The 18,842-nt window shown below is 39.4% G+C and carries 14 protein-coding genes, 1 other RNA gene and 1 pseudogene; 7 read left to right on the plus strand and 9 right to left on the minus strand.

All coding sequences use genetic code 11. The features are described 5' to 3' along the window. Positions 1–2 precede the first annotated feature (2 nt). A complete protein-coding gene (locus A7A69_RS12405) occupies positions 3–683 on the minus strand; it encodes a GntR family transcriptional regulator (protein WP_120368811.1) in 681 nt (226 codons plus the stop codon). Between the two features lie 149 nt (positions 684–832). Beyond that, positions 833–1,831 (minus strand): isopenicillin N synthase family dioxygenase, encoded by a 999-nt coding sequence (locus tag A7A69_RS12410; RefSeq protein WP_120368678.1) that lies wholly within the window; start codon positions 1,829–1,831, stop codon positions 833–835. 506 nt (positions 1,832–2,337) lie between these two features. Here A7A69_RS12410 and A7A69_RS12415 point away from each other — a divergent pair. After that, positions 2,338–4,434: a TonB-dependent receptor plug domain-containing protein gene (locus tag A7A69_RS12415; protein WP_120368677.1), complete on the plus strand. Its 2,097-nt coding sequence runs from the start codon at positions 2,338–2,340 to the stop codon at positions 4,432–4,434. Between the two features lie 99 nt (positions 4,435–4,533). On the opposite strand, the gene A7A69_RS12420 is transcribed toward A7A69_RS12415, so the two are convergent. Genes A7A69_RS12420 through A7A69_RS12430 form a run of 3 tightly spaced genes read right to left on the minus strand, consistent with a single transcriptional unit; the run spans position 4,534 to position 8,208 of the window. Next, complete coding sequence (locus A7A69_RS12420; RefSeq protein WP_152877846.1) at positions 4,534–6,009, minus strand: sulfite reductase subunit alpha; 1,476 nt, start codon at positions 6,007–6,009, stop codon at positions 4,534–4,536. A gap of 10 nt (positions 6,010–6,019) precedes the next feature. Then, complete coding sequence (locus tag A7A69_RS12425; protein ID WP_120368675.1) at positions 6,020–6,610, minus strand: PepSY-associated TM helix domain-containing protein; 591 nt, start codon at positions 6,608–6,610, stop codon at positions 6,020–6,022. Between the two features lie 29 nt (positions 6,611–6,639). Continuing rightward, positions 6,640–8,208 (minus strand): DUF2271 domain-containing protein, encoded by a 1,569-nt coding sequence (locus A7A69_RS12430; protein WP_120368674.1) that lies wholly within the window; start codon positions 8,206–8,208, stop codon positions 6,640–6,642. Between the two features lie 113 nt (positions 8,209–8,321). On the opposite strand from A7A69_RS12430, the pseudogene A7A69_RS12435 reads away from it, so the two are divergent. Beyond that, positions 8,322–9,230 (plus strand): annotated as a pseudogene (locus tag A7A69_RS12435) (DUF4198 domain-containing protein). A 102-nt stretch (positions 9,231–9,332) separates the two neighbouring features. Here A7A69_RS12435 and glpK read toward each other — a convergent pair. Further along, on the minus strand, positions 9,333–10,820 hold the full coding sequence (gene glpK, locus A7A69_RS12440; protein WP_120368672.1) for a glycerol kinase GlpK: 1,488 nt from the start codon (positions 10,818–10,820) through the stop codon (positions 9,333–9,335). Between the two features lie 129 nt (positions 10,821–10,949). Here glpK and ssrA point away from each other — a divergent pair. From ssrA to antC, 5 genes are all read left to right on the plus strand, one after another. Then, positions 10,950–11,309: a transfer-messenger RNA gene (ssrA, locus tag A7A69_RS12445) on the plus strand. A gap of 292 nt (positions 11,310–11,601) precedes the next feature. Continuing rightward, complete coding sequence (locus A7A69_RS12450) at positions 11,602–11,802, plus strand: type II toxin-antitoxin system RelE/ParE family toxin (RefSeq protein WP_338325134.1); 201 nt, start codon at positions 11,602–11,604, stop codon at positions 11,800–11,802. Between the two features lie 275 nt (positions 11,803–12,077). Further along, positions 12,078–13,496 (plus strand): anthranilate 1,2-dioxygenase large subunit, encoded by a 1,419-nt coding sequence (gene antA, locus A7A69_RS12455; RefSeq protein ID WP_120368671.1) that lies wholly within the window; start codon positions 12,078–12,080, stop codon positions 13,494–13,496. A 2-nt stretch (positions 13,497–13,498) separates the two neighbouring features. After that, positions 13,499–13,990, plus strand: a complete 492-nt coding sequence (gene antB, locus A7A69_RS12460) for an anthranilate 1,2-dioxygenase small subunit (protein ID WP_152877848.1) — start codon at positions 13,499–13,501, stop codon at positions 13,988–13,990. A gap of 11 nt (positions 13,991–14,001) precedes the next feature. Beyond that, positions 14,002–15,033, plus strand: coding sequence for an anthranilate 1,2-dioxygenase electron transfer component AntC (gene antC, locus A7A69_RS12465; protein WP_120368670.1), 1,032 nt, complete (start codon positions 14,002–14,004; stop codon positions 15,031–15,033). Between the two features lie 82 nt (positions 15,034–15,115). Here the strand turns inward: antC and A7A69_RS12470 are convergent, their stop codons facing one another. The 3 genes from A7A69_RS12470 to A7A69_RS12480 all read right to left on the minus strand — a co-directional run bounded on the left by A7A69_RS12470 (position 15,116) and on the right by A7A69_RS12480 (position 18,834). Further along, on the minus strand, positions 15,116–16,102 hold the full coding sequence (locus A7A69_RS12470) for an AraC family transcriptional regulator (RefSeq protein ID WP_120368669.1): 987 nt from the start codon (positions 16,100–16,102) through the stop codon (positions 15,116–15,118). A 285-nt stretch (positions 16,103–16,387) separates the two neighbouring features. Continuing rightward, positions 16,388–17,347, minus strand: a complete 960-nt coding sequence (locus tag A7A69_RS12475) for a DUF6160 family protein (RefSeq protein WP_152877850.1) — start codon at positions 17,345–17,347, stop codon at positions 16,388–16,390. Positions 17,348–17,442: 95 nt separating this feature from the next. After that, positions 17,443–18,834 (minus strand): hypothetical protein, encoded by a 1,392-nt coding sequence (locus A7A69_RS12480; protein WP_152877852.1) that lies wholly within the window; start codon positions 18,832–18,834, stop codon positions 17,443–17,445. Positions 18,835–18,842 lie beyond the last annotated feature (8 nt).

Here is an 18,842-nt window from a genome sequence, read left to right on the forward strand (position 1 = left end):
ATTTATGCAGATAAAATCTGTTTGACCGTTTCGCCTAGCATGACCACACTACTGTGTTCTCGCATCAGGCTTTCAGCGCGTCCTGCCTGACGTTTGATTAAAGCATCATAAATAGAACAATGCTGCAAATGTGCATAATGTAAACGCCGATATTCCGATAATGCACGAGATTGGTCATAAGTTAGTGCTTGTGCAGAGGCCATCGGCAGCTGATTGTTTTTTGCCAATGCCTGCATTAAGGCAACGTTATTTGCGCCTTGAATAATAGTATCGTGGAAGATCACATTAAAATGATGATATTTTTCGAGTTCATCATCGCCAAATTCTGTTTTGCCTTCAAACAACTTTTCGGTTTGTTCTATACAATGCCGTAAAGTTTCTTTCTGCTCCTCGTTGATCCCCTTTTCCGCCAGTGTTTTTGCTGCCAAGCCTTCAAGCACACCACGAACTTCTAACGCGTCCTGTATCAGTTCATCAGAAATTTCACGCACGATATAGCCGCGAGTCGGATTCTTAATAAGTAACCCTTCCTGCTCAAGCAAACGAAAAGCCATGCGTACAGGCTGACGTGACACACCCAACATTTCAGCCGTTGGGATTTCTGCAATACGACTACCACCCTCAAGTTCACCTGCAATAATCATTTTTCTAAGCTTAATTAAAACTTGTTGTCCCGAAGACATAACAGCCACTTGTATTGGAAAAATCTCAATCGATGCTAACAAGTTCATCACAGTCATGACAATGTTTTTCTTCTGGTTTTATCTCAAAAATAAAGGACAAAAAAAGCAACGCACAGCGTTGCTTTTTAAAATTTGAAAGAACAATCAATCTAGTACTTGCCTGAAAAATTCGCACTGATTCGCTGCGCCAGATAATCCTTTGCAGTAATGTCTGGATATTTGCCTTTTGGACTTTGAATCATGACATCTTCATTAGCTTGACAGAAAAAGGCCAAACTATAACGCGCACCTTGATATTCATGATCGGCAGGATTTTTCACACGATGGAAATTCGACGGTAACACATCATCACTCCAACGCATCAACATATCGCCAATATTACAGGTAATTAAATCGTCACGTGGCTCAATCGAAGTCCAAGCACGATTTTCCATTTCTTTACCTGGACAGACCTGTAAGCCACCCTGTCCTTTTTGTTGGAACAACAAAGTTAAACAGTCAAAATCGGTATGCGCGCCTGCACGCCATAAACCCAATTCATCTTTAAGCGCAGGATCTACTGCGAAATAATGCAACATCCGCAAAGTGCTTTGATAGGTTTCTTTCGATGGATCATGTGCCAATGTAAAGAAATCTTCTGAAAAGCCCATTTTATAGGCGAAACAAGACAGAATTTTCATGCCTACAGACCAACATTGACTTTCAAAGTTTAATACTTGATCTTTGAAATCTGGCAATTCTTGTTGCGTTGGCCACAAGTTGCTCATACGCGGACGCGTAATTTGATACGATTCTTTTTGATCAGGAGTCTTCGTTGAAGGGCGAATTTGCGCTTTACTTTCCCAACCTGAATTACGATTTAGAGGATACTGCGCTTTTACTTCACGTGGCAGAGCAAAAAATTGTTCTGCCAATCCAAATGCATGATTAATTTCCGCTTGAGGAATACCATGATTGGACACTTGGAAAAAACCAATTTCAACAGCAGCATCCCAAAGTTGGTCAGCGATTTCATATTTACGATCTTCAAAATCACTCAGATCAATAATCCGTACTTCACGTTGGGTTTCAGTTCCCATTACGCCCATTACAGATTCTTTTTTTAATTCTTCCAGAGAAAATTCGGTATTGGTGTTTAAACTGTTCATGCTTATCACTCACATTAAAATAAAACTTTAATGATGTGACTCAAGGTTATGACACGAGTCGAATATGTCATTGAGTCACGCTAAACAACATCAATCTTTTCACAAAGAAAACCAATGTCGCTTAGAGCAATGACCCACATAATGATCAGCTCAATATGTTGACAGCTTATACTCTGCCTAAATTAAAGCAATGATTATGCCAGTTTGGCTTTAATTTTAAATTTCTCAAATTTTCTAACTGATTAAGATAACTTATCTATCGCTATTGGTGTGATATCAACAACAAACCCATTGCTATTGCCTTTTTTTGAAGCAGACATGCACCATTATTGACGCTTTAAATGATGAAAAACTTAATTTTTATCACTTTTTTAAGTTTTTTTTAGGAAAAATAAATAATGATAAATAAATTTTACTTTTGATGCAGGATTGTTGTAGTTCTTTAAATTTTCTCCACAATTGTGAGCTATGCTGCGCAAAAATTAACTCATAACGGAATAAGAATCATGAAACATCCTCATGTTTTCTGTAAGATTTCACCATTAAGTTTTGCTTTACTCTCAATTTGCACATATTCATGGGGAGCGGATGCAGATCACTCAACAGCACAGACAAATACAACAACCGCAACATCTGAATCTACCCCCTCACTACCACCGACCCAAACCCTAAAGACCATTACTCTTAAAGCAGCCTCTGAACAAAGTAATAAAGATAACGATATCAGCGCGATTCCAAAAACAATTATTACCCGTGAAGAAATGCTGCAATATGGTGATCAGTCTGTCAGTGATGCATTACGCCGTGCAGCAGGTTTTCAAATGCCAGCGCCAGGTCAAGGGCCACGCGGAAATAATCCTGCTTCAAGTATGCGTTTTCGCGGTGGTGCAGGTCCAACTTTTTTAATTAATGGTGAACCTGTTCAGGGTGGGCCTCGTGGTGGTATGTCTGTCATTGATACCATCACCACCGATATGATTGAGCGTATCGAAGTCGTTAAACAACCGAGCGTTGCACAAGCTTCTGTTGCATCTTCTGCTGTGATTAATATTATTTTAAAAGAGCCATTAAACACACTCATCAACGGAAATATACGTGTCGGTTATGGCATTGCTAAATCTAGCCCACAAGAAGAAGTACGCAAACAAATCAGTCTGCAAACCGATGGACGTGATAATCAATGGAGTTATAGTCTTTCTGCAAATCAAACTTGGCAAGATACCACTTCAGTAACCAAAACCATTGATAGTAATGGCGAGCGTCAACAGCAGCGAACAACCGATCGCACGATGCAAATGTTTTCTCCACGTCTGGAATATGCCATTGATGACACTCAAAAACTGGTGGCCGATCTGTTTTATCGCAATACTAAAAGTGATGGCACACGACAGGATCAGATTCAACAAGATCAAAATGATAGCATTCGTTTAAATACGCGTTATGAGCGAAAAACAGATGAGGGTTCAGATAAGATCCGCCTTACGGGTGAGCACCAGAATGAAACTGAACTGACAGGCACACGTCAGGGTGATGTTTATACAGATGAAACGGTCAATGAGTATGCCATTGGCTATGATGGTGTCAGAAAGCTAGATCCAAATAAACAAATCAAATTTGGCTTTGAAGCCCGAAAAAATGAACTACAAAGCAATGTTGCCGAGACACTAGATGAAGAACGTTATGCACTCTATGGCGAAGGAAGCTGGCGTTTTACAGATCAACAAACTGTAACATTGGGTGTAAGACAAGAATGGATTAATCGTAGCGGTCTGGTCGATTATAGCGACCAACATGCGAGTCCAGTTTTAGCACATCGCTATGATTTTGATGACCATTGGTCATTACAAACCAATTTAAGCAAGGCATTTCAGGCACCTAATGCCAGCCGTTTAGCCCCGACCGTGACTATATCGACCGATAGCGACTCAGGTAGCTTGAATAACCCTGATCGTGGTGGAAACCCAGACCTTAAACCTGAACAAATCACAGCGATTGAATCGACTCTGGGCTACAACACACCTGCGGGTGGTTTTAACTTGACGGCGTTTAATCGTGAAATTAAAGACTATATTGAAAATGTCATTCGGCTTGAAGGTTCGCGCTATGTACAACGGCCAATCAACCAAGACAAAGCGACTGCCTACGGTGCTGAACTTACTGGGCGCTATGCGATTAAGGAAACTCAAGCAGGACATAGCTTAATGCTGACAGGACAAGTTTCAACCATTCATGTCAGTATTGAAGATACAGAAGGTCATGATCGTTTAGCCAGTGATGTTGCGCCATATACGGCAAGTTCAGGCATTTCTTATAGCTATAAACCATGGAAACTGTCGAATAGCGTAAATATCAGCTACACACCTAAGTTTACCCGTGCTCTGGACAATCAACCCTACGATCGCACCACCAATAATCGAGTAACGGTGGATATTAGTACCACCAAAAACTTTAGTCATAATTGGGGCGCTACATTAAGTTTAAGAAATATTCTAGGCAGCGATTATAAGGAATATTTACGTAATCAATCTGATGGTAGCTTATATCAAGCTCGAATCAATGAATCGATTCCAAATATTTTATTGACGATTGAAAAGAAATTTTAAATTAAATCATAAAAGCCGCTACCCAATGTAGCGGCTTTTTAGCAACAAACTTGAGTTGCTATATCAACCAGCAACAAGCATGATCTTAATTTTCACATCTTAATATACGTCACGTTGATAGCGATGTTGTTCCCGAAGTTGTCCAAGCTCGATTTGTCCTAAAATTTGTATCAACACATGTTCTACTTCTTGTGCCATTCCATTCAAACTACCACAAATATAAATGGCTGCCCCGTCTGCTACCCATTGTCTGAGCTGATCTGCTTTTTGTAATAATCGATCCTGTACATAGATTTTTTGTTGTTGATCGCGTGAAAAAGCATAATCAATATCAGCTAAAAAACCTTGCTGCTGCCACTGTTGTAGCTGCTCTGCATAAAGATGATCATAGTGTTGCTGTCGTTCACCAAAAATCAGCCAGTTTTGTTGATCTTGCCATTTTTCACGTTGACGCAAATGCGACATTAACCCTGCAATTCCAGTTCCATTGCCAATCAGAATGAGCGGTTGCTGTTGCTGAATAAGATGAAAAGACGGATTAGAACGGATTCGTGCAGAAATGATCTGTCCTAAGGCTAAAGCAGCACTCAGCCAACCAGAACCTAAACCCAGTCCTTGTTCTGTATGTTGCTGGCGCACCACCAACTCAACATAGCCTTGGTCAGGAATACTGGCAATCGAATAATCACGAGTAGCTAATATATCGAAACGCTGCAACCATGCTTCTACTGACTCAGTAGCCAATCGCAAAGGCACATTTCTCAAATTTTTATCACGTAACTGCTGTATAAATTCAGTATGATCTACAATGTCATATGCTTTTAAGAATGCTTGAATTGTTGTATTCGCATTGCCGCATTGAATCTCTAAAATATCGCCCGATTGCCAATAAGTTTGTTCAAGACACTGCAATTGCAACTGAAAAATTGGTTGACCAGAACTTCCTATATTTAAACATTTTCTTTGCTGTAATTTAAATTTCTGCCATGCTTGATGCTCTGATTGAGTGTTCAGTTTAATTTGCGTCAAGTGCTCAATTTGGGTATTCCATTTCGCAAGATCGCTAGAACTTAGTGCATTGACACAAACCATTTCAAAAAGTGGTTGGGCATGTTGAGCTTTAAGCCATTGATCCAAACGTTGACCAAAGGCGCAAAATTGTGCGTAGCGACGATCACCAAAAGCTAAAACTGCATATTGTAGCTCAGATAAATCGAGTGATTGTCTCAAAAGTTTTTTGGCAATCGTTCGCGCACGATCTGGTGCATCCCCTTCCCCATAAGTACTCACACACCATAAGATTTTTTTAGCAGCGCTTAATTCAGCAATCGATAAATATTGCATATCCAGTACGGCATTTAACTGATCTGATTGCTGTAATTGATGTGCAAATTGTTTTGCATAATGTTCCACATGACCAGACTGACTGGCATAGACCACAAGATAGCCTTCATGATTAAAAACTGCATGCGCATGCGAGCGACGCTTATTGAATAATAAAATTGCAATCACACACAGATGAACAAATAACAAAACTGAAAGTAAAATGAGAATGCAAAGTACCGCAGAGGTCATAACGATGTCCTCATACTGCAAACCAGACCAGTAAGATTAAAACTGCCAGACTAATTGCGGTTAGCAGCAGATGTGTCACTAAACGAGTCTTAATACTTAAAAATAAAATATAGCCTGCAAGAGAAAGCAATAAAATTAAAATCGCACTGATATCAATTAACCAATGCCATGAAGTTCCGACATTTTTGCCACGATGCAAATCATTTAACACAGAAACCAATGTCGCTGATTTTTGAGTAATTTCGGCATCCCCTGTATCTAGCAATACAGAGATATCAGTGGTTCCTGCTGGGCTTTCGAGTCGAATCATCACTTCATCATCCAGTACTTCACTACTACGATAACGTCCAACAATACTTTGCTTTTGTCGAATGTAATCCAATAACGCCATACTTGGATTTTCCTGATGTTGGATGCGATCCAATACATCATGAGGAATCGTGAGCTGATGAGTCTGTTCTTGTGCAGAAGATTTAAACCAGTCTGGATTATTTAAAAATAGACCTGTTAAAGCAAAAAAAATCAGAACCAGAAAGGCAAAAGCAGAGAGCCAACCATGCACATAACGTGCATGGCGGTAAAAATCACGGCGTTGATACACGAATAAAATCCCAGTCTATATTTAAAAAATTAGTTCACTTTCTGGAAATTCAATTTCAATGCACCAATTTCTTTTTGTGCTGGCAAAGTTTGACTTGAAGCTTTCGCTTTTACATCCAGATCAAAAGTCTGATAAGAATGCTCGCCATGCTCACGCGAGGTTTCAACATGCACAATATATTGACCTGCTGCTACAGCTTTACCTGTTTCATCTTTACCATCCCATGCCAGTTTATACTGACCAGGTTGACGTGATGGTTTGGCGACGGCATCCAGATTTGGCATTTGACGACCATAACGACGCCACCAGACATAATTTGAATTGATCCATTTTTCGTCTTTGCCCCAAACTGCCAGTGTCTTCACCAATTTTTTATTACTGTCTGTGATCCAGACCGAAACATATGGAATACGATAGTTTTCTACTGCAATTTTAGGAATAACCAACTCTAGAATCGCCTGATAACCTGCTGGCCACGACGATGATGCACCCACAGCAACATTTAACATTTCTGCCTGTGGACGGGCTTCAACCATTTTTCCCCAACCAGTTGTTTGATAGCCATCACCATTACTCATGGTCATTTTAGCTTCATAGCCAATCAAAGACTCAATGAGTGCCATGCCCTGTTCTGGTTGCATGGCGGCAAGTGCTGTCGCCAAAGCATCCGCATCTGCTGCGCAATGTCCAATCACCACACATTGCTCAACATGTTGCAATGGCAATCCTGTTTTTGGATCAAGCAAATGGCTTTGCCCTGCCAATTCACGATAACCCTGACCACTAAAGGCAATCGCCTGATTATTTAAGTTGAGAACCTGTTCAGGTAAGGCGTTGTCATATTTGGCTAGAGCGCTTTGAACTCCTACTTTCCAGCCAGACTTTTGAGGTGCTTCACCCCAAACACGTAAATCGCCACCAATATCAATCATCAGACCTTGTAAAGAAGGAACAGCCTGTCGTGCTGCCATTAATGCACGATCAATAATATAACCTTTGGCATAAGCATCAGGCGCGATGTTTACAGTTTCATCCAGTTTCACTCGATTTTTCTGTGCATCCAGATGAATCGGTTGTTTTTGTATTTGTTGAATCACCTGCTGACGTGTATTTTCATCAAGTTGATGTACACCATTATTTTTTTCCCACAAACCAATCAACTGACCTAAACGTGCATCAAACGCGCCGCAACTTTTACTGCGCCAGCTTTCACAAGCAGCAATCACTTCAAATAATTCATTTGAAACCTGCGCATCTTTATGATGATTTAATCCGCTAATTTCACTATCAGCTCGCCAAGTTGAAAGAATCTGATCTAAGCGGGCAATTTCCTGTTGTACCGCTTGAAATGCTTTGTTGGCTTCTTGTGGATTTGCGCCAGTCATCACAACATCGAGTGATGTTCCCAAAATATGATCTTGATGAAAACGATGTGTCGTATGATTTAATTCAGACGTAGAATCTGATGATAGCGAAGTTGCAGCAAATGCATCGATGGTCGTCAGTGGAGAAATAAGCGAAATCGCAATTACGATGGGTTTTAAACGAAATACAGATGAGGATTGTTTAAGAACATTTTTCAAAGCAATGTGAGTCATGCCCATTCTCCAGAATTTTCTGCAAAAATAATATTGAAAATGATATTTATTATCAAGTAAATTGTTGGGAAAATGTTTTATTGCGTTACGATATTTTCTTGAGAGATTTTTTTATGCGTACTTCATGGCTTCAAGCGTTAATTTTAACGTCTGCACTACCTGTTTTAGCTTCGGCTCATACTGCAAGTCCATATATTTTACCTGATGTATTTGATACGTCTTCGGCAAATTCGGTAAGCTTTCAGAGCTCGATTACGCTTGAAAAATTTTTTGTACCTAGTTTTAATTTTAAAACAAGTTATGTCATTAGCACGCCATCTGGACAACAAAAAAACCTTGATGCTGCTGCTGCCCTAAAAAAATTCAATGTTGCAGAATTCGATTTGAGTGAAGATGGCACATATCGTATTCGTACACAAAACGCGATTGGTAACCCAAGCAAATATGCCTTGGTTGATGGCCGCTGGTTACGTGTACGTGCTAACCGTATGCCAATGCAAAACCCAAACCAAACGAATAAACCCGCTGACGCTGCAAAAACAGAACAACGCCCTGCCACACCTGCCAATAACCAACCACCTCGATTCGTGAGTGAAGATCAACTACCATAAAATGCACAAGTGGTCGAAGTGACCAATCATTTGATTGCTGAAAGCTTTGTGACCAAAGGCAAACCCTCTCCAATTCCAGCAATTAGCAACAAAGGTCTTGAAGTAAAGTTAATCACCCATCCAGGTGAACTTTATGCGGGTGAGGGATTAAAAGCTCAAGTGTTATTTAATGGAAAACCTGTTCCAAACCTTGAAATCGATGTATTTAAAGGTGCTGACAATTATGATTTAAATGCCCAACGCGAACAACCTCATGCAAAAACCAACAGCAAAGGTGAAGTTGAAATCAAGTTTGAAAAAACAGGGATTTACCTTATAACCACGACATATCCAGAAGCAAATCCAGATGCAACTAAAAAACCAGTTAGCGATATTTATACTTATGGCTTAACAGTGGAAGTTGCTGAATAATTATTTATATTTCAACAGCAAAATCAGGCAATTGAGTTATTTGAAATTGCCTGATTTTTTCAATCAAGTTTTCATCAGCTTTATTACCAAGTTTTTTTAAAACTAATATAAATCTGATTTTGCACGTTTTAAAGCACGTGCCCATAAATCAAGATGATGCGCACGTTCATCTTCATTCATTTGAGGTTCAAAAGCTCGATCAAGTTTCCAAGACTGGGCAATTTCATTCAGATTTGAAAAAACTCCCAATTTTAAGCCTGCCATTGCGGCTGCTCCCCATGCTGTAGATTCCAACATTTTCGGTCGTAATACAGGTACGTTAAGAATATCAGCCTGAAATTGCATCAGCATATCATTCTGACTGGCCCCACCATCGACTCTTAATTCTTTTAATGGTTGTGATAGATCAGATTGCATGGCGCAGAGCACGTCTGATACCTGAAAAGCAATCGACTCCAACGCTGCCCGCGCGATATGTGCTTTATTGGTTCCACGTGACATGCCACACAGTAGCGCACGTGCCTCACTGTCCCAATGCGGCGCACCCAAGCCAGTAAATGCTGGTACTAATACAACACCTTCACTGCTTTTGACCTGATTGGCCAATTGTTCAACCTGAACACTGCTCTGGATAATCCCTAAACCATCACGTAACCATTGCACGATTGCACCCGCCATAAACACACTCCCTTCAAGCGCATATCGAGTTTGATTCTGGCATTGCCATGCTAATGTAGTGAGTAGTTGGTTTTGGCTGAACTGAAGTTCTTCACCCGTATTGAACAGCATAAAACAGCCTGTTCCATAGGTATTTTTCGCTGTTCCTATTTCAAAACAGGACTGTCCGAACAACGCGGCTTGCTGATCTCCTAAAACCCCTGCAATTGGTATGGTGCTCCCCAACAAACCTTGCGCTGTATCGGCAATATATGCATCAGATGAAATAATTTTGGGCAATACAGAAATTGGAATATGAAATAATTCGAGTAATTCTTCATCCCAATGTTGGGTTTGAAGGTTCATCAACATTGTTCGTGAAGCATTACTGACTTCAATCACATGCTCTGCACCTTGCGTCAAATTCCAGATCAACCAACTATCGATGGTTCCAAAAGCGACATGACCTTGCTCAGCCAATATCTTCAAACCGTCAATGTGTTCAAGTAACCAAACTAATTTTCCTGCACTAAAATAAGGATCTATTCTCAGTCCTGTTTTATGGTGGACTTTATCCTGTAAGCCTTTATGAATGAGATTGGTACACCATTCAGTTGCACGACGATCCTGCCAGATAATGGCAGGTGCAAGCGCCTTGCCTGTACGCTTATCCCACACGACCGTAGTTTCACGCTGATTGGTCAACCCAAGCGCTTTAATATCTTTTGCCAACACATGCGCAGAAGCTAAGGCCTGCTGCACAACGGCAATCTGACTTGACCAAATTTCGTCGGCATCTTGTTCCACCCAGCCAGAATGCGGAGTTTTTATTTTAGTTTCTCGCTGAGCTGTTGCATGAACACGTCCTTGTTCATCAAAAATAATCGCGCGGCTAGAAGTCGTTCCCTGATCGAGTGCAAGTAAATAGCTCATATTTTTTATAGGTGTACTTGAAAATTAAAATATTAGCTCAATTATAAAGTTAAATACATCGGCAGAATCTAGTTGGTTATAAATTGCATAGCAATTTTTGATGTCTGTGTTATGATGTATGACTCATCTGGGGATGTTATTGGCTTCGACGCTGGTGATGAAGCTCATAGATGCATGCCGAGAGCGCATTTCCTCTCGTAAATCAAATTTGCATTTTAATAGTCGCAAACGACGAAACTTACGCTCTAGCTGCCTAAGGGCAGCTTGTCCGCTTCCTAGAATACTTGTGGTTTAGGAACCCGACTGTAGCGCACGCACACAAGTCCGTATAGAGTCAAGCCTCGGGGCTTTATACCAAACTTAGAGGATCGCAACTTGTACCCTGTTCGTCGGGTCACTTGGTGTTAAAACAATAGACGATATCTAAGCATGTAGTATTCTCGAGTGTAGTGCTGGCGGACGCGGGTTCAACTCCCGCCATCTCCACCAAGATTCGATTCGGAGCAATCCGATAAAATACAAAAAAGCCTTTAAGTTCAATACTTAAAGGCTTTTTTGTTGGTCTATTTGTCCGACGAAATTCGATATGGTTTTACTACTTTTTTGCTTTTTGTGGGTTAAAAATGGGTTAATTTACCCAATGAATTTAGTCTTGGATAAATGTAGTTACTCACCAATATTACAGCCCACTCTGATCAAATTCAAAAGTAGAACAAAAATAAAATTTGATGCAGCGAAATTATAGAATTGGCAAGATTCTAAGATAAGGCAGAAAGTCGTAGTGCAGCCAATCAGGTTAATGTTTGGTAAGAAGCTTGCTCGTCAGCAAAAGAACAATGTAGATACAACTGTAATAGCTATTTATGAATATCCCAATATTGGTGATGCAAAAGTAGCTGACCTAGCAGGCATGTCAGTTTATAAGTTCAAAATGGATCAGCAGCTTGTACTACTGGCTCATTCAGTGAACGATAAAAAATGATTTTATGCTTGCTGAAGTTGGGTCAACTTGAAAAGTTTTGTCCAGATTTAAAAAGATAAACCCAAGAATAACAGCAAATAATTTGTATCAAAAATTATTTAATTTTAAATAATAACAATGATATTCAAATACTTAAAAATTATTTTTAATGATCAACAAGACTATAAAAATTTAAATGGAGAAAGTGGATAAAGATCTGGAAAAAGTGGATAGAGATAAAATCACGTGCGCTGTTCAATCAACTTAACGTATTGGTTCAGAGAAAGGATCGAATCATGAGCTCACGTAATATGATTGAATGGCAGAATTTTGTTCAGGGATGTATCGATTTTCGTCCAGACGATGGCGTTTATCGTATCGCAAGAGACATGTTTACACAGCCTGAACTGTTCGATTTAGAAATGGAACATATCTTTGAAAAGGTCTGGATTTACGCCTGCCATGAAAGTGAAATTCCAAACAATAATGACTTTGTCACGGTACAAATTGGTCGCCAACCCCTCATTATCAGCCGCGATGCCAAAGGCGAATTACACGCTATGGTCAATGCCTGTGAACATCGTGGTGCGACCCTAACCCGTGTTTCTAAAGGCAATCAGTCCACATTTACCTGCCCGTTCCATGCATGGTGTTATAAATCGGATGGTCGTTTGGTCAAGGTCAAAGCACCTGGCGAATACTGTGAAGATTTTGATAAATCCAGTCGTGGCTTAAAACAAGGTCGTATTTCTAGCTACCGTGGTTTTGTCTTTGTTAGTCTGGATACTCAAGCGACAGATCCTCTTGAAGAGTTTCTGGGAGATGCCAAGATTTTTCTGGATCTGATGGTAGAACAATCCCCAACTGGTGAACTCGAAGTTTTGCAAGGTAAATCTGCTTACACTTTTGCAGGCAACTGGAAATTGCAAAACGAAAATGGTCTGGATGGCTACCATGTCAGTACTGTTCATTATAACTATGTATCTACTGTTCAGCACCGCCAACAGGTCAACATCGAAAAAGGTGAAGATCTGGATACGCTAGATTACAGTAAATTGGGTGCAGGCGATCAGGCCACTGATGATGGTTGGTTCAGTTTTAAAAATGGTCATAGCGTTTTATTTAGTGACATGCCAAATCCTACTGTACGTCCAGGCTATGCCACCGTAATGCCTTACTTAGTGGAGAAGTTTGGTGAAAAACGGGCGGAATGGGCCATGCATCGTTTACGTAATCTGAACTTGTATCCAAGTCTGTTTTTTATGGATCAGATCAGTTCGCAGTTACGTATTGTCCGTCCAGTGGCATGGAATAAAACTGAGGTGATTAGCCAGTGTATTGGGGTCAAGGGTGAATCTGCTGAAGCGCGTCGTAATCGTATTCGCCAGTTTGAAGATTTCTTTAATGTTTCTGGCTTAGGTACCCCTGATGATTTGGTCGAATTTCGTGAGCAACAAAAGGGTTTTCAAGCACGTTTGGAACGCTGGAGTGATATTTCTCGCGGATCTCATCGTTGGGAATATGGCACGAGCCAGAATGCGCAAGATCTCGGCATTCAGCCTGTGATGACTGGTCGTGAATTTACTCATGAAGGTTTATATGTCAATCAGCATGGCCAGTGGCAACGTTTGCTTTTAGATGGACTGAATAAAAAAGCACTCAAGATGCAGGATATCAGTTTTGAATTAGAAACCCATACGGTTGAAGGAGTGTAATCATGTCTTTAGAACTCCATTTTTCAGTTTCGCAGTTTTTGATCAATAAAGCAGAACTTTGTGATGCTTATGACTGGGATGCTTATCTTGCTCTTTACGATGAAGATAGTGAATACCATATTCCGCAATGGATTGACGATCATCAATATGTACAGGATCCCAATCAAGGGCTGTCTTATATTTATTATGCAGATCGTACAGGTTTGGAAGACCGTATATTCCGCATTCGTACAGGTAAAGCCGCTTCTGCTACGCCCTTACCTCGGACCTTACACACATTAAATAATATCCGCGTAACACAAATGGATGATGGTTTGATTGAAGCGAAAGTTGCATGGCAAACCCTGTATAACCGTCAAGGCTTAGAAGGTCGTTTTTATGGGCATGCCACCTATATTCTGCGTAAAGTGGACAATAGCTTTCGTATCCGTCGTCAGCATAGTGTGTTGCTGAATGACAAAATTGATTCAGTTCTCGACTTTTATCATGTTTAAGGAGAGATAAGATGGGACATTCTGTTGCATTAAATTTTGCAGATGGTAAAACTTTTTTTATTTCAGTGAATAACGATGAGTTATTGCTAGATGCTGCAGTTCGGCAAGGTATCCATTTACCCTTGGACTGCCGTGAAGGTGTATGCGGCACGTGTCAGGGAAAATGTGAATCAGGTGCTTATGAGCAAGATTATGTTGATGAAGATGCATTGAGCGAACGCGATTTGGCAGAACGTAAAATGCTGGCCTGTCAGACACGTGTTCAGTCGAATGCGGCTTTCTATTTTGATCACAGTTCGGACATTTGTAATGCAGGTGAAACTCTTAAAATAGAAACCAAAGTGACTCAGGTCGAGTTAGTTTCTGAAACGACGGCCATACTTCATTTAGATGCCAGTGCTTATACAGAACAGTTGCAATTTTTACCAGGACAATATGCGAGAATTTGTATTCCAGATACTCAGGACTGGCGTTCGTATTCGTTTGCAAACCGTCCCAATGCCACAAATCAGTTGCAATTTTTGATTCGTTTATTGCCTGATGGTGTAATGAGTAATTATTTGCGTGATCGCTGTCAGGTGGGACAGTCTATTGTGATTGAAGCGCCGTTAGGGAGTTTCTATTTACGTGAAGTAGAACGTCCATTGGTTTTTGTGGCAGGTGGTACGGGTTTGTCTGCATTTTTAGGTATGCTGGATCATATTGCTGAACAAGTTGATGCTCCGCCTGTACATCTTTATTATGGTGTAAATAACGAAGCTGATTTATGTGAACAAGCGCGTTTGAAAGCATATGCAGAGCGTATTACAAATTTTAATTATCATCCGATTGTGAGTAAAGCCAGTATCGAATGGCAAGGTAAGTCTGGCTATATCCCTGAGCATTTGGATAAAAACCAACTGGCTGAACAGGCTTTTGATATGTATTTATGCGGTCCACCGCCCATGATTGAAGCAGTCAAAACATGGCTTGACCAACAGGCTCTACAAAACTATCGGATCTATAGTGAAAAATTCTTGCAAAGTAATACTGTGCAAGTTTAATAATTGAAACAAAATATGAGCGGATAGCTTATTCAGAAACTAAAGGTAAAATCTTGATTTTACCTTTTCTTTTTTAGTGTTATTAAAACTTTCGATTCTTTGTTTCACTTGGGCTTTCACCAAACTCTTCACGATAAGCACTAGAAAAACGCCCTAAATGTGTAAATCCCCAATCAAAAGCAAGTTTCGAAATTGAAATTTTTTGATTGATCTCTGTTCGACTTAATACTTTATATATTTGTTTTAAACGATATTTACGCAAATAAGACATAGGACTCATATTATAAAACTGCTGAAATTCGTCATATAATTTTGATTTAGATACTCCTGCTAAAACATGTAACATATCTATATTTAAATCTTCACGGGCATGTTCAACAATAAAAACTTCAACTTTTTTAAGGTATGCAGGAACATACTGAGCTGATAATGCTTTTAGCGCCGCAGTGTAGTTATTTTCCTGTGATAAAAGTAAAGCCTTAATAATAAAATTTTCATAATCCTCAGATAACATTTGCAACCCATAAAAATGATTATATTGCGACTTAAGTTGCAAAAAATTTTGAATATTATTCCACCATGTTCCAATTAATTTCTCAGAATCTAGATGCATTTCTGGATTAAAAATAACAGGGCGATCAATCGGCTGCTTTAATAAATCAACTAAAACCAGTTGCAGACTTTCTTCAGGAATGACCACCTGCATTTTTTTACAATCTTTATCTATAACTAGATTTTGCCATTCAGAGTTGGAAACAATTAATCCACTTTTTTCATTTGAAGTATAATGGACTCCAGCTTTCATCAAAGTTTGCTGTCCCTGAATGGGAAGACTAATACTATATGCTTTTAAATGAGAAATATTGATAGCAACATTTGCACCATAACTGATTGTGCCTATTGCTAACTTTTTTCGTGGTAGACGCATTCCATCATAATGAAAATTAAGCGTATCACGATAGATCGTATCTAGATGATGCTCACCACAAATATTTGACATCAAACTCTGTGCAAAATCTGCTTTGCATGAGTGATGATTTAAATCCATTTCTTGGCTGAGTGGGTCCATAACCTTGCACCTAGCTAATTTATCGAATATCCCTAATCAAGCAAAATATTTACCAAAGTCATAAAAATTTACTTATATTTTTATTTTAATGAATCAATTATACACTAAATAGCCATTTTCCTAGGTGATTTAACACTGACTCTAAACTCATCCTACGGATTCTTTTTATCAAAATAATTCCTTGACCAAAAGTCAATTAAATATAGGATAACCATCTAAACAGTTTATGACCATTATTCGATAGTATAAAACATAGATTAAACCTATAAATTATAAGTAATGTCACTACATACCACTGATCTTTACTTTTAAATCTGTAACCGATGCACCCACAGCACCAACATTACCAATCGGACCATTTTGTATACCGTTAAATACGTTACTATCTGTTTTCCCTACAGTTCCCATTGTTACATTGCCTAGAGAAGCATCCAATTTACTGGATGTTCCTGTATTTCCAAATACAAAACCACCTGACTCAACACCCGCATAAAAATTATTAAGAGAAAAACCATTAACAGTGTCTGTTGCTTTAAGACCTAGATCAAAAGTAACCCCTGTAGAATATGAATTAGCAGGTGTCTGTGCGTCAACATATTGGGATACTAAAGTGATTGGGCATCCTCCACTACAAATCGAACTAATTGCGCCTCCAAACTGGATCATATGCCCTTGCGGAGCATTGCCGAGCTGAATGTTCATTTTCGGTGCATTACCAGACACAAAATTTACATCAATATTACTGCCAACACGTAGGAGTTCTTTGACATCACTATTTAAGTTTGTTCCTGTAAATATAGATTTAGAGCTGTTTGGAGCAGAAGTTGAATTTGTTCCTGCTAAGTAAATCGAAAAAGGTGAAATAGTAAGACCAGTAATTTGATTGGCGAATGAAACCGCCAAATTTGCAAATGCTTTATTATTGATACCACCATCTGTATCAGCGATGATATTTAAACTTGGAGTATTATTTGCACCATTAAAAGTAAGCGTTGTTGGGCTTGCATTTTGACCTGCCACAACTAAACTTGCCCTATTTGCGTATGAAGTTGCCTGTGCACCATAACCATTTGTATCAATCAAAGAAACTTGATTAAATTGTACTTTATTAATACCTACACCAATATTAATACCATCCTGTCCTGTAGTAGCTGACAGACTTTGGTCGTCTAGTGGCTGCATTGCAAAAGTCAAAGGTGCAAAGCAAATAAGACTTATACATCCGAGTATTTTATTTTTTTTCATTGTCCTATTCCTTAAGACAAATGCCGATCTGATTACTTCTTGTACATATTACAGCAATTACAATTATATGTAGATTCTATCCGATTAAAGGCGGATTAGCAGAATTTTAAGCTTCCATAACAATTTGGTGTAACGCCTTGTGCAGCATTCGATAGCGGCACACTTGTCAAGTTAATAAGAGCTGGCGGTTGGCTACTTAGATCAATAATTCCCATGTCTTTCTTGATACCACCTGTAAGTAAAGCACCAACCGCTTCATTGCCACTAATAGCAGTTGGATTTTGAGAAAGCGCTACACTCAGGGCATTAGCGATTTGTGGATAGGCTGAACTAAAATCTACAGTGTAACCGTCAGGAGTATTTAACACCCCCAAATCTACAGGATTTGCAAATGACATCCACCAACCAGGTAATGCAATATCGTCACTTGCTGCTCCAGGCCAATGAATTGCCTGATTTTGAAGCCCTAAATAAAATCCACCACCACTTAAAGGAAGTTTATGGATATACCCCATATTTTCTTCAAAATTAATCTTAGCTTTTACTCCAGTGATTGTAGCCTGCATATTGAAAGTAGTGTCTCCAACCCAGCAACCCGCTATTACTGAAACACATGTATTTAGATTAACATGTAAAGCTCCACTGTCGTAAGTCAAATTCATATCCTGAATTTTTGTTGTTTCCACACCTTGTATTACAACACTTTTCATACGATTTCCAGAAACTGTCGAAGCTGGGACGTTATAATCGGCTCTAAGAGAGGGAATTACTAGACCTGTTGTTTTTGAATTACTCGGATCTGAAGAAAATCCATTATATGGATTTTTTCCACATCCAGCTGTACATAAAGGCGCAGAAATATTCAGTAATCCCGATACAATTTGAGAAGCCGAGGTCCCAAATAAAGTAGATTTATCACTGGGATTACTGGCGGTTGTATAGGTTGTACCATTGGTCGCTTGCGTCTTCAAGTAACCACTTAAACTATTAATACCATTAGGTGTGCCGTTATTATCTCCAAAGGTTAAAAGCCCAACAATATCTTCAGCACTTAGGCGAAACCCTGCAATCGACCGAGTTGATGCAGAATTAGGATTTTTAATAGCAAATTGAATAAAGGGATTAGTTAAAACAGCCGATGAGCCTGCACGCCCTTCACGAGTATCAGCATTGCCGCTCAGGCTCATATTATCAATATCAATATCACAGCCACCAGCTCCATTCATACCACCACAACCGAGTTGTAGCTTTTTGATATTGGCATTTAGTTCAACCGTCGCCTCCATACCCAGCTTATAAAATCCGACACCGGTATTATTTGCATCCGTGTTTCCACTTGCACCCGGAGCAATATACGACAGATTAAATAATGCTTGTCCTGTTTGTTCAGATAATTCTTTATCAGTCAGATTTGTTAAACCTGTTGCATTAGAAAATGAACCTACCAATGCTAATGATATCGCTAAATATAGTTTTTTAAATTCCATTTCACTCG

The organism is Acinetobacter guerrae, from assembly GCF_009372255.1.
Taxonomy (GTDB): Bacteria; Pseudomonadota; Gammaproteobacteria; order Pseudomonadales; family Moraxellaceae; genus Acinetobacter; species Acinetobacter guerrae.

Coding starts and splice junctions, on each gene's coding strand:
- A7A69_RS12415 (WP_120368677.1), top strand. CDS start 2,338: ATGAAACATCCTCATGTTTTCTGTAAGATTTCACCATTAAGTTTTGCT.
- A7A69_RS12475 (WP_152877850.1), bottom strand. CDS start 17,347: ATGAAAAAAAATAAAATACTCGGATGTATAAGTCTTATTTGCTTTGCA.
- antC (WP_120368670.1), top strand. CDS start 14,002: ATGGGACATTCTGTTGCATTAAATTTTGCAGATGGTAAAACTTTTTTT.
- glpK (WP_120368672.1), bottom strand. CDS start 10,820: ATGAGCTATTTACTTGCACTCGATCAGGGAACGACTTCTAGCCGCGCG.
- A7A69_RS12430 (WP_120368674.1), bottom strand. CDS start 8,208: ATGACTCACATTGCTTTGAAAAATGTTCTTAAACAATCCTCATCTGTA.
- A7A69_RS12480 (WP_152877852.1), bottom strand. CDS start 18,834: ATGGAATTTAAAAAACTATATTTAGCGATATCATTAGCATTGGTAGGT.
- A7A69_RS12420 (WP_152877846.1), bottom strand. CDS start 6,009: ATGACCTCTGCGGTACTTTGCATTCTCATTTTACTTTCAGTTTTGTTA.
- A7A69_RS12405 (WP_120368811.1), bottom strand. CDS start 683: ATGTCTTCGGGACAACAAGTTTTAATTAAGCTTAGAAAAATGATTATT.
- antB (WP_152877848.1), top strand. CDS start 13,499: ATGTCTTTAGAACTCCATTTTTCAGTTTCGCAGTTTTTGATCAATAAA.
- A7A69_RS12410 (WP_120368678.1), bottom strand. CDS start 1,831: ATGAACAGTTTAAACACCAATACCGAATTTTCTCTGGAAGAATTAAAA.
- antA (WP_120368671.1), top strand. CDS start 12,078: ATGAGCTCACGTAATATGATTGAATGGCAGAATTTTGTTCAGGGATGT.
- A7A69_RS12470 (WP_120368669.1), bottom strand. CDS start 16,102: ATGGACCCACTCAGCCAAGAAATGGATTTAAATCATCACTCATGCAAA.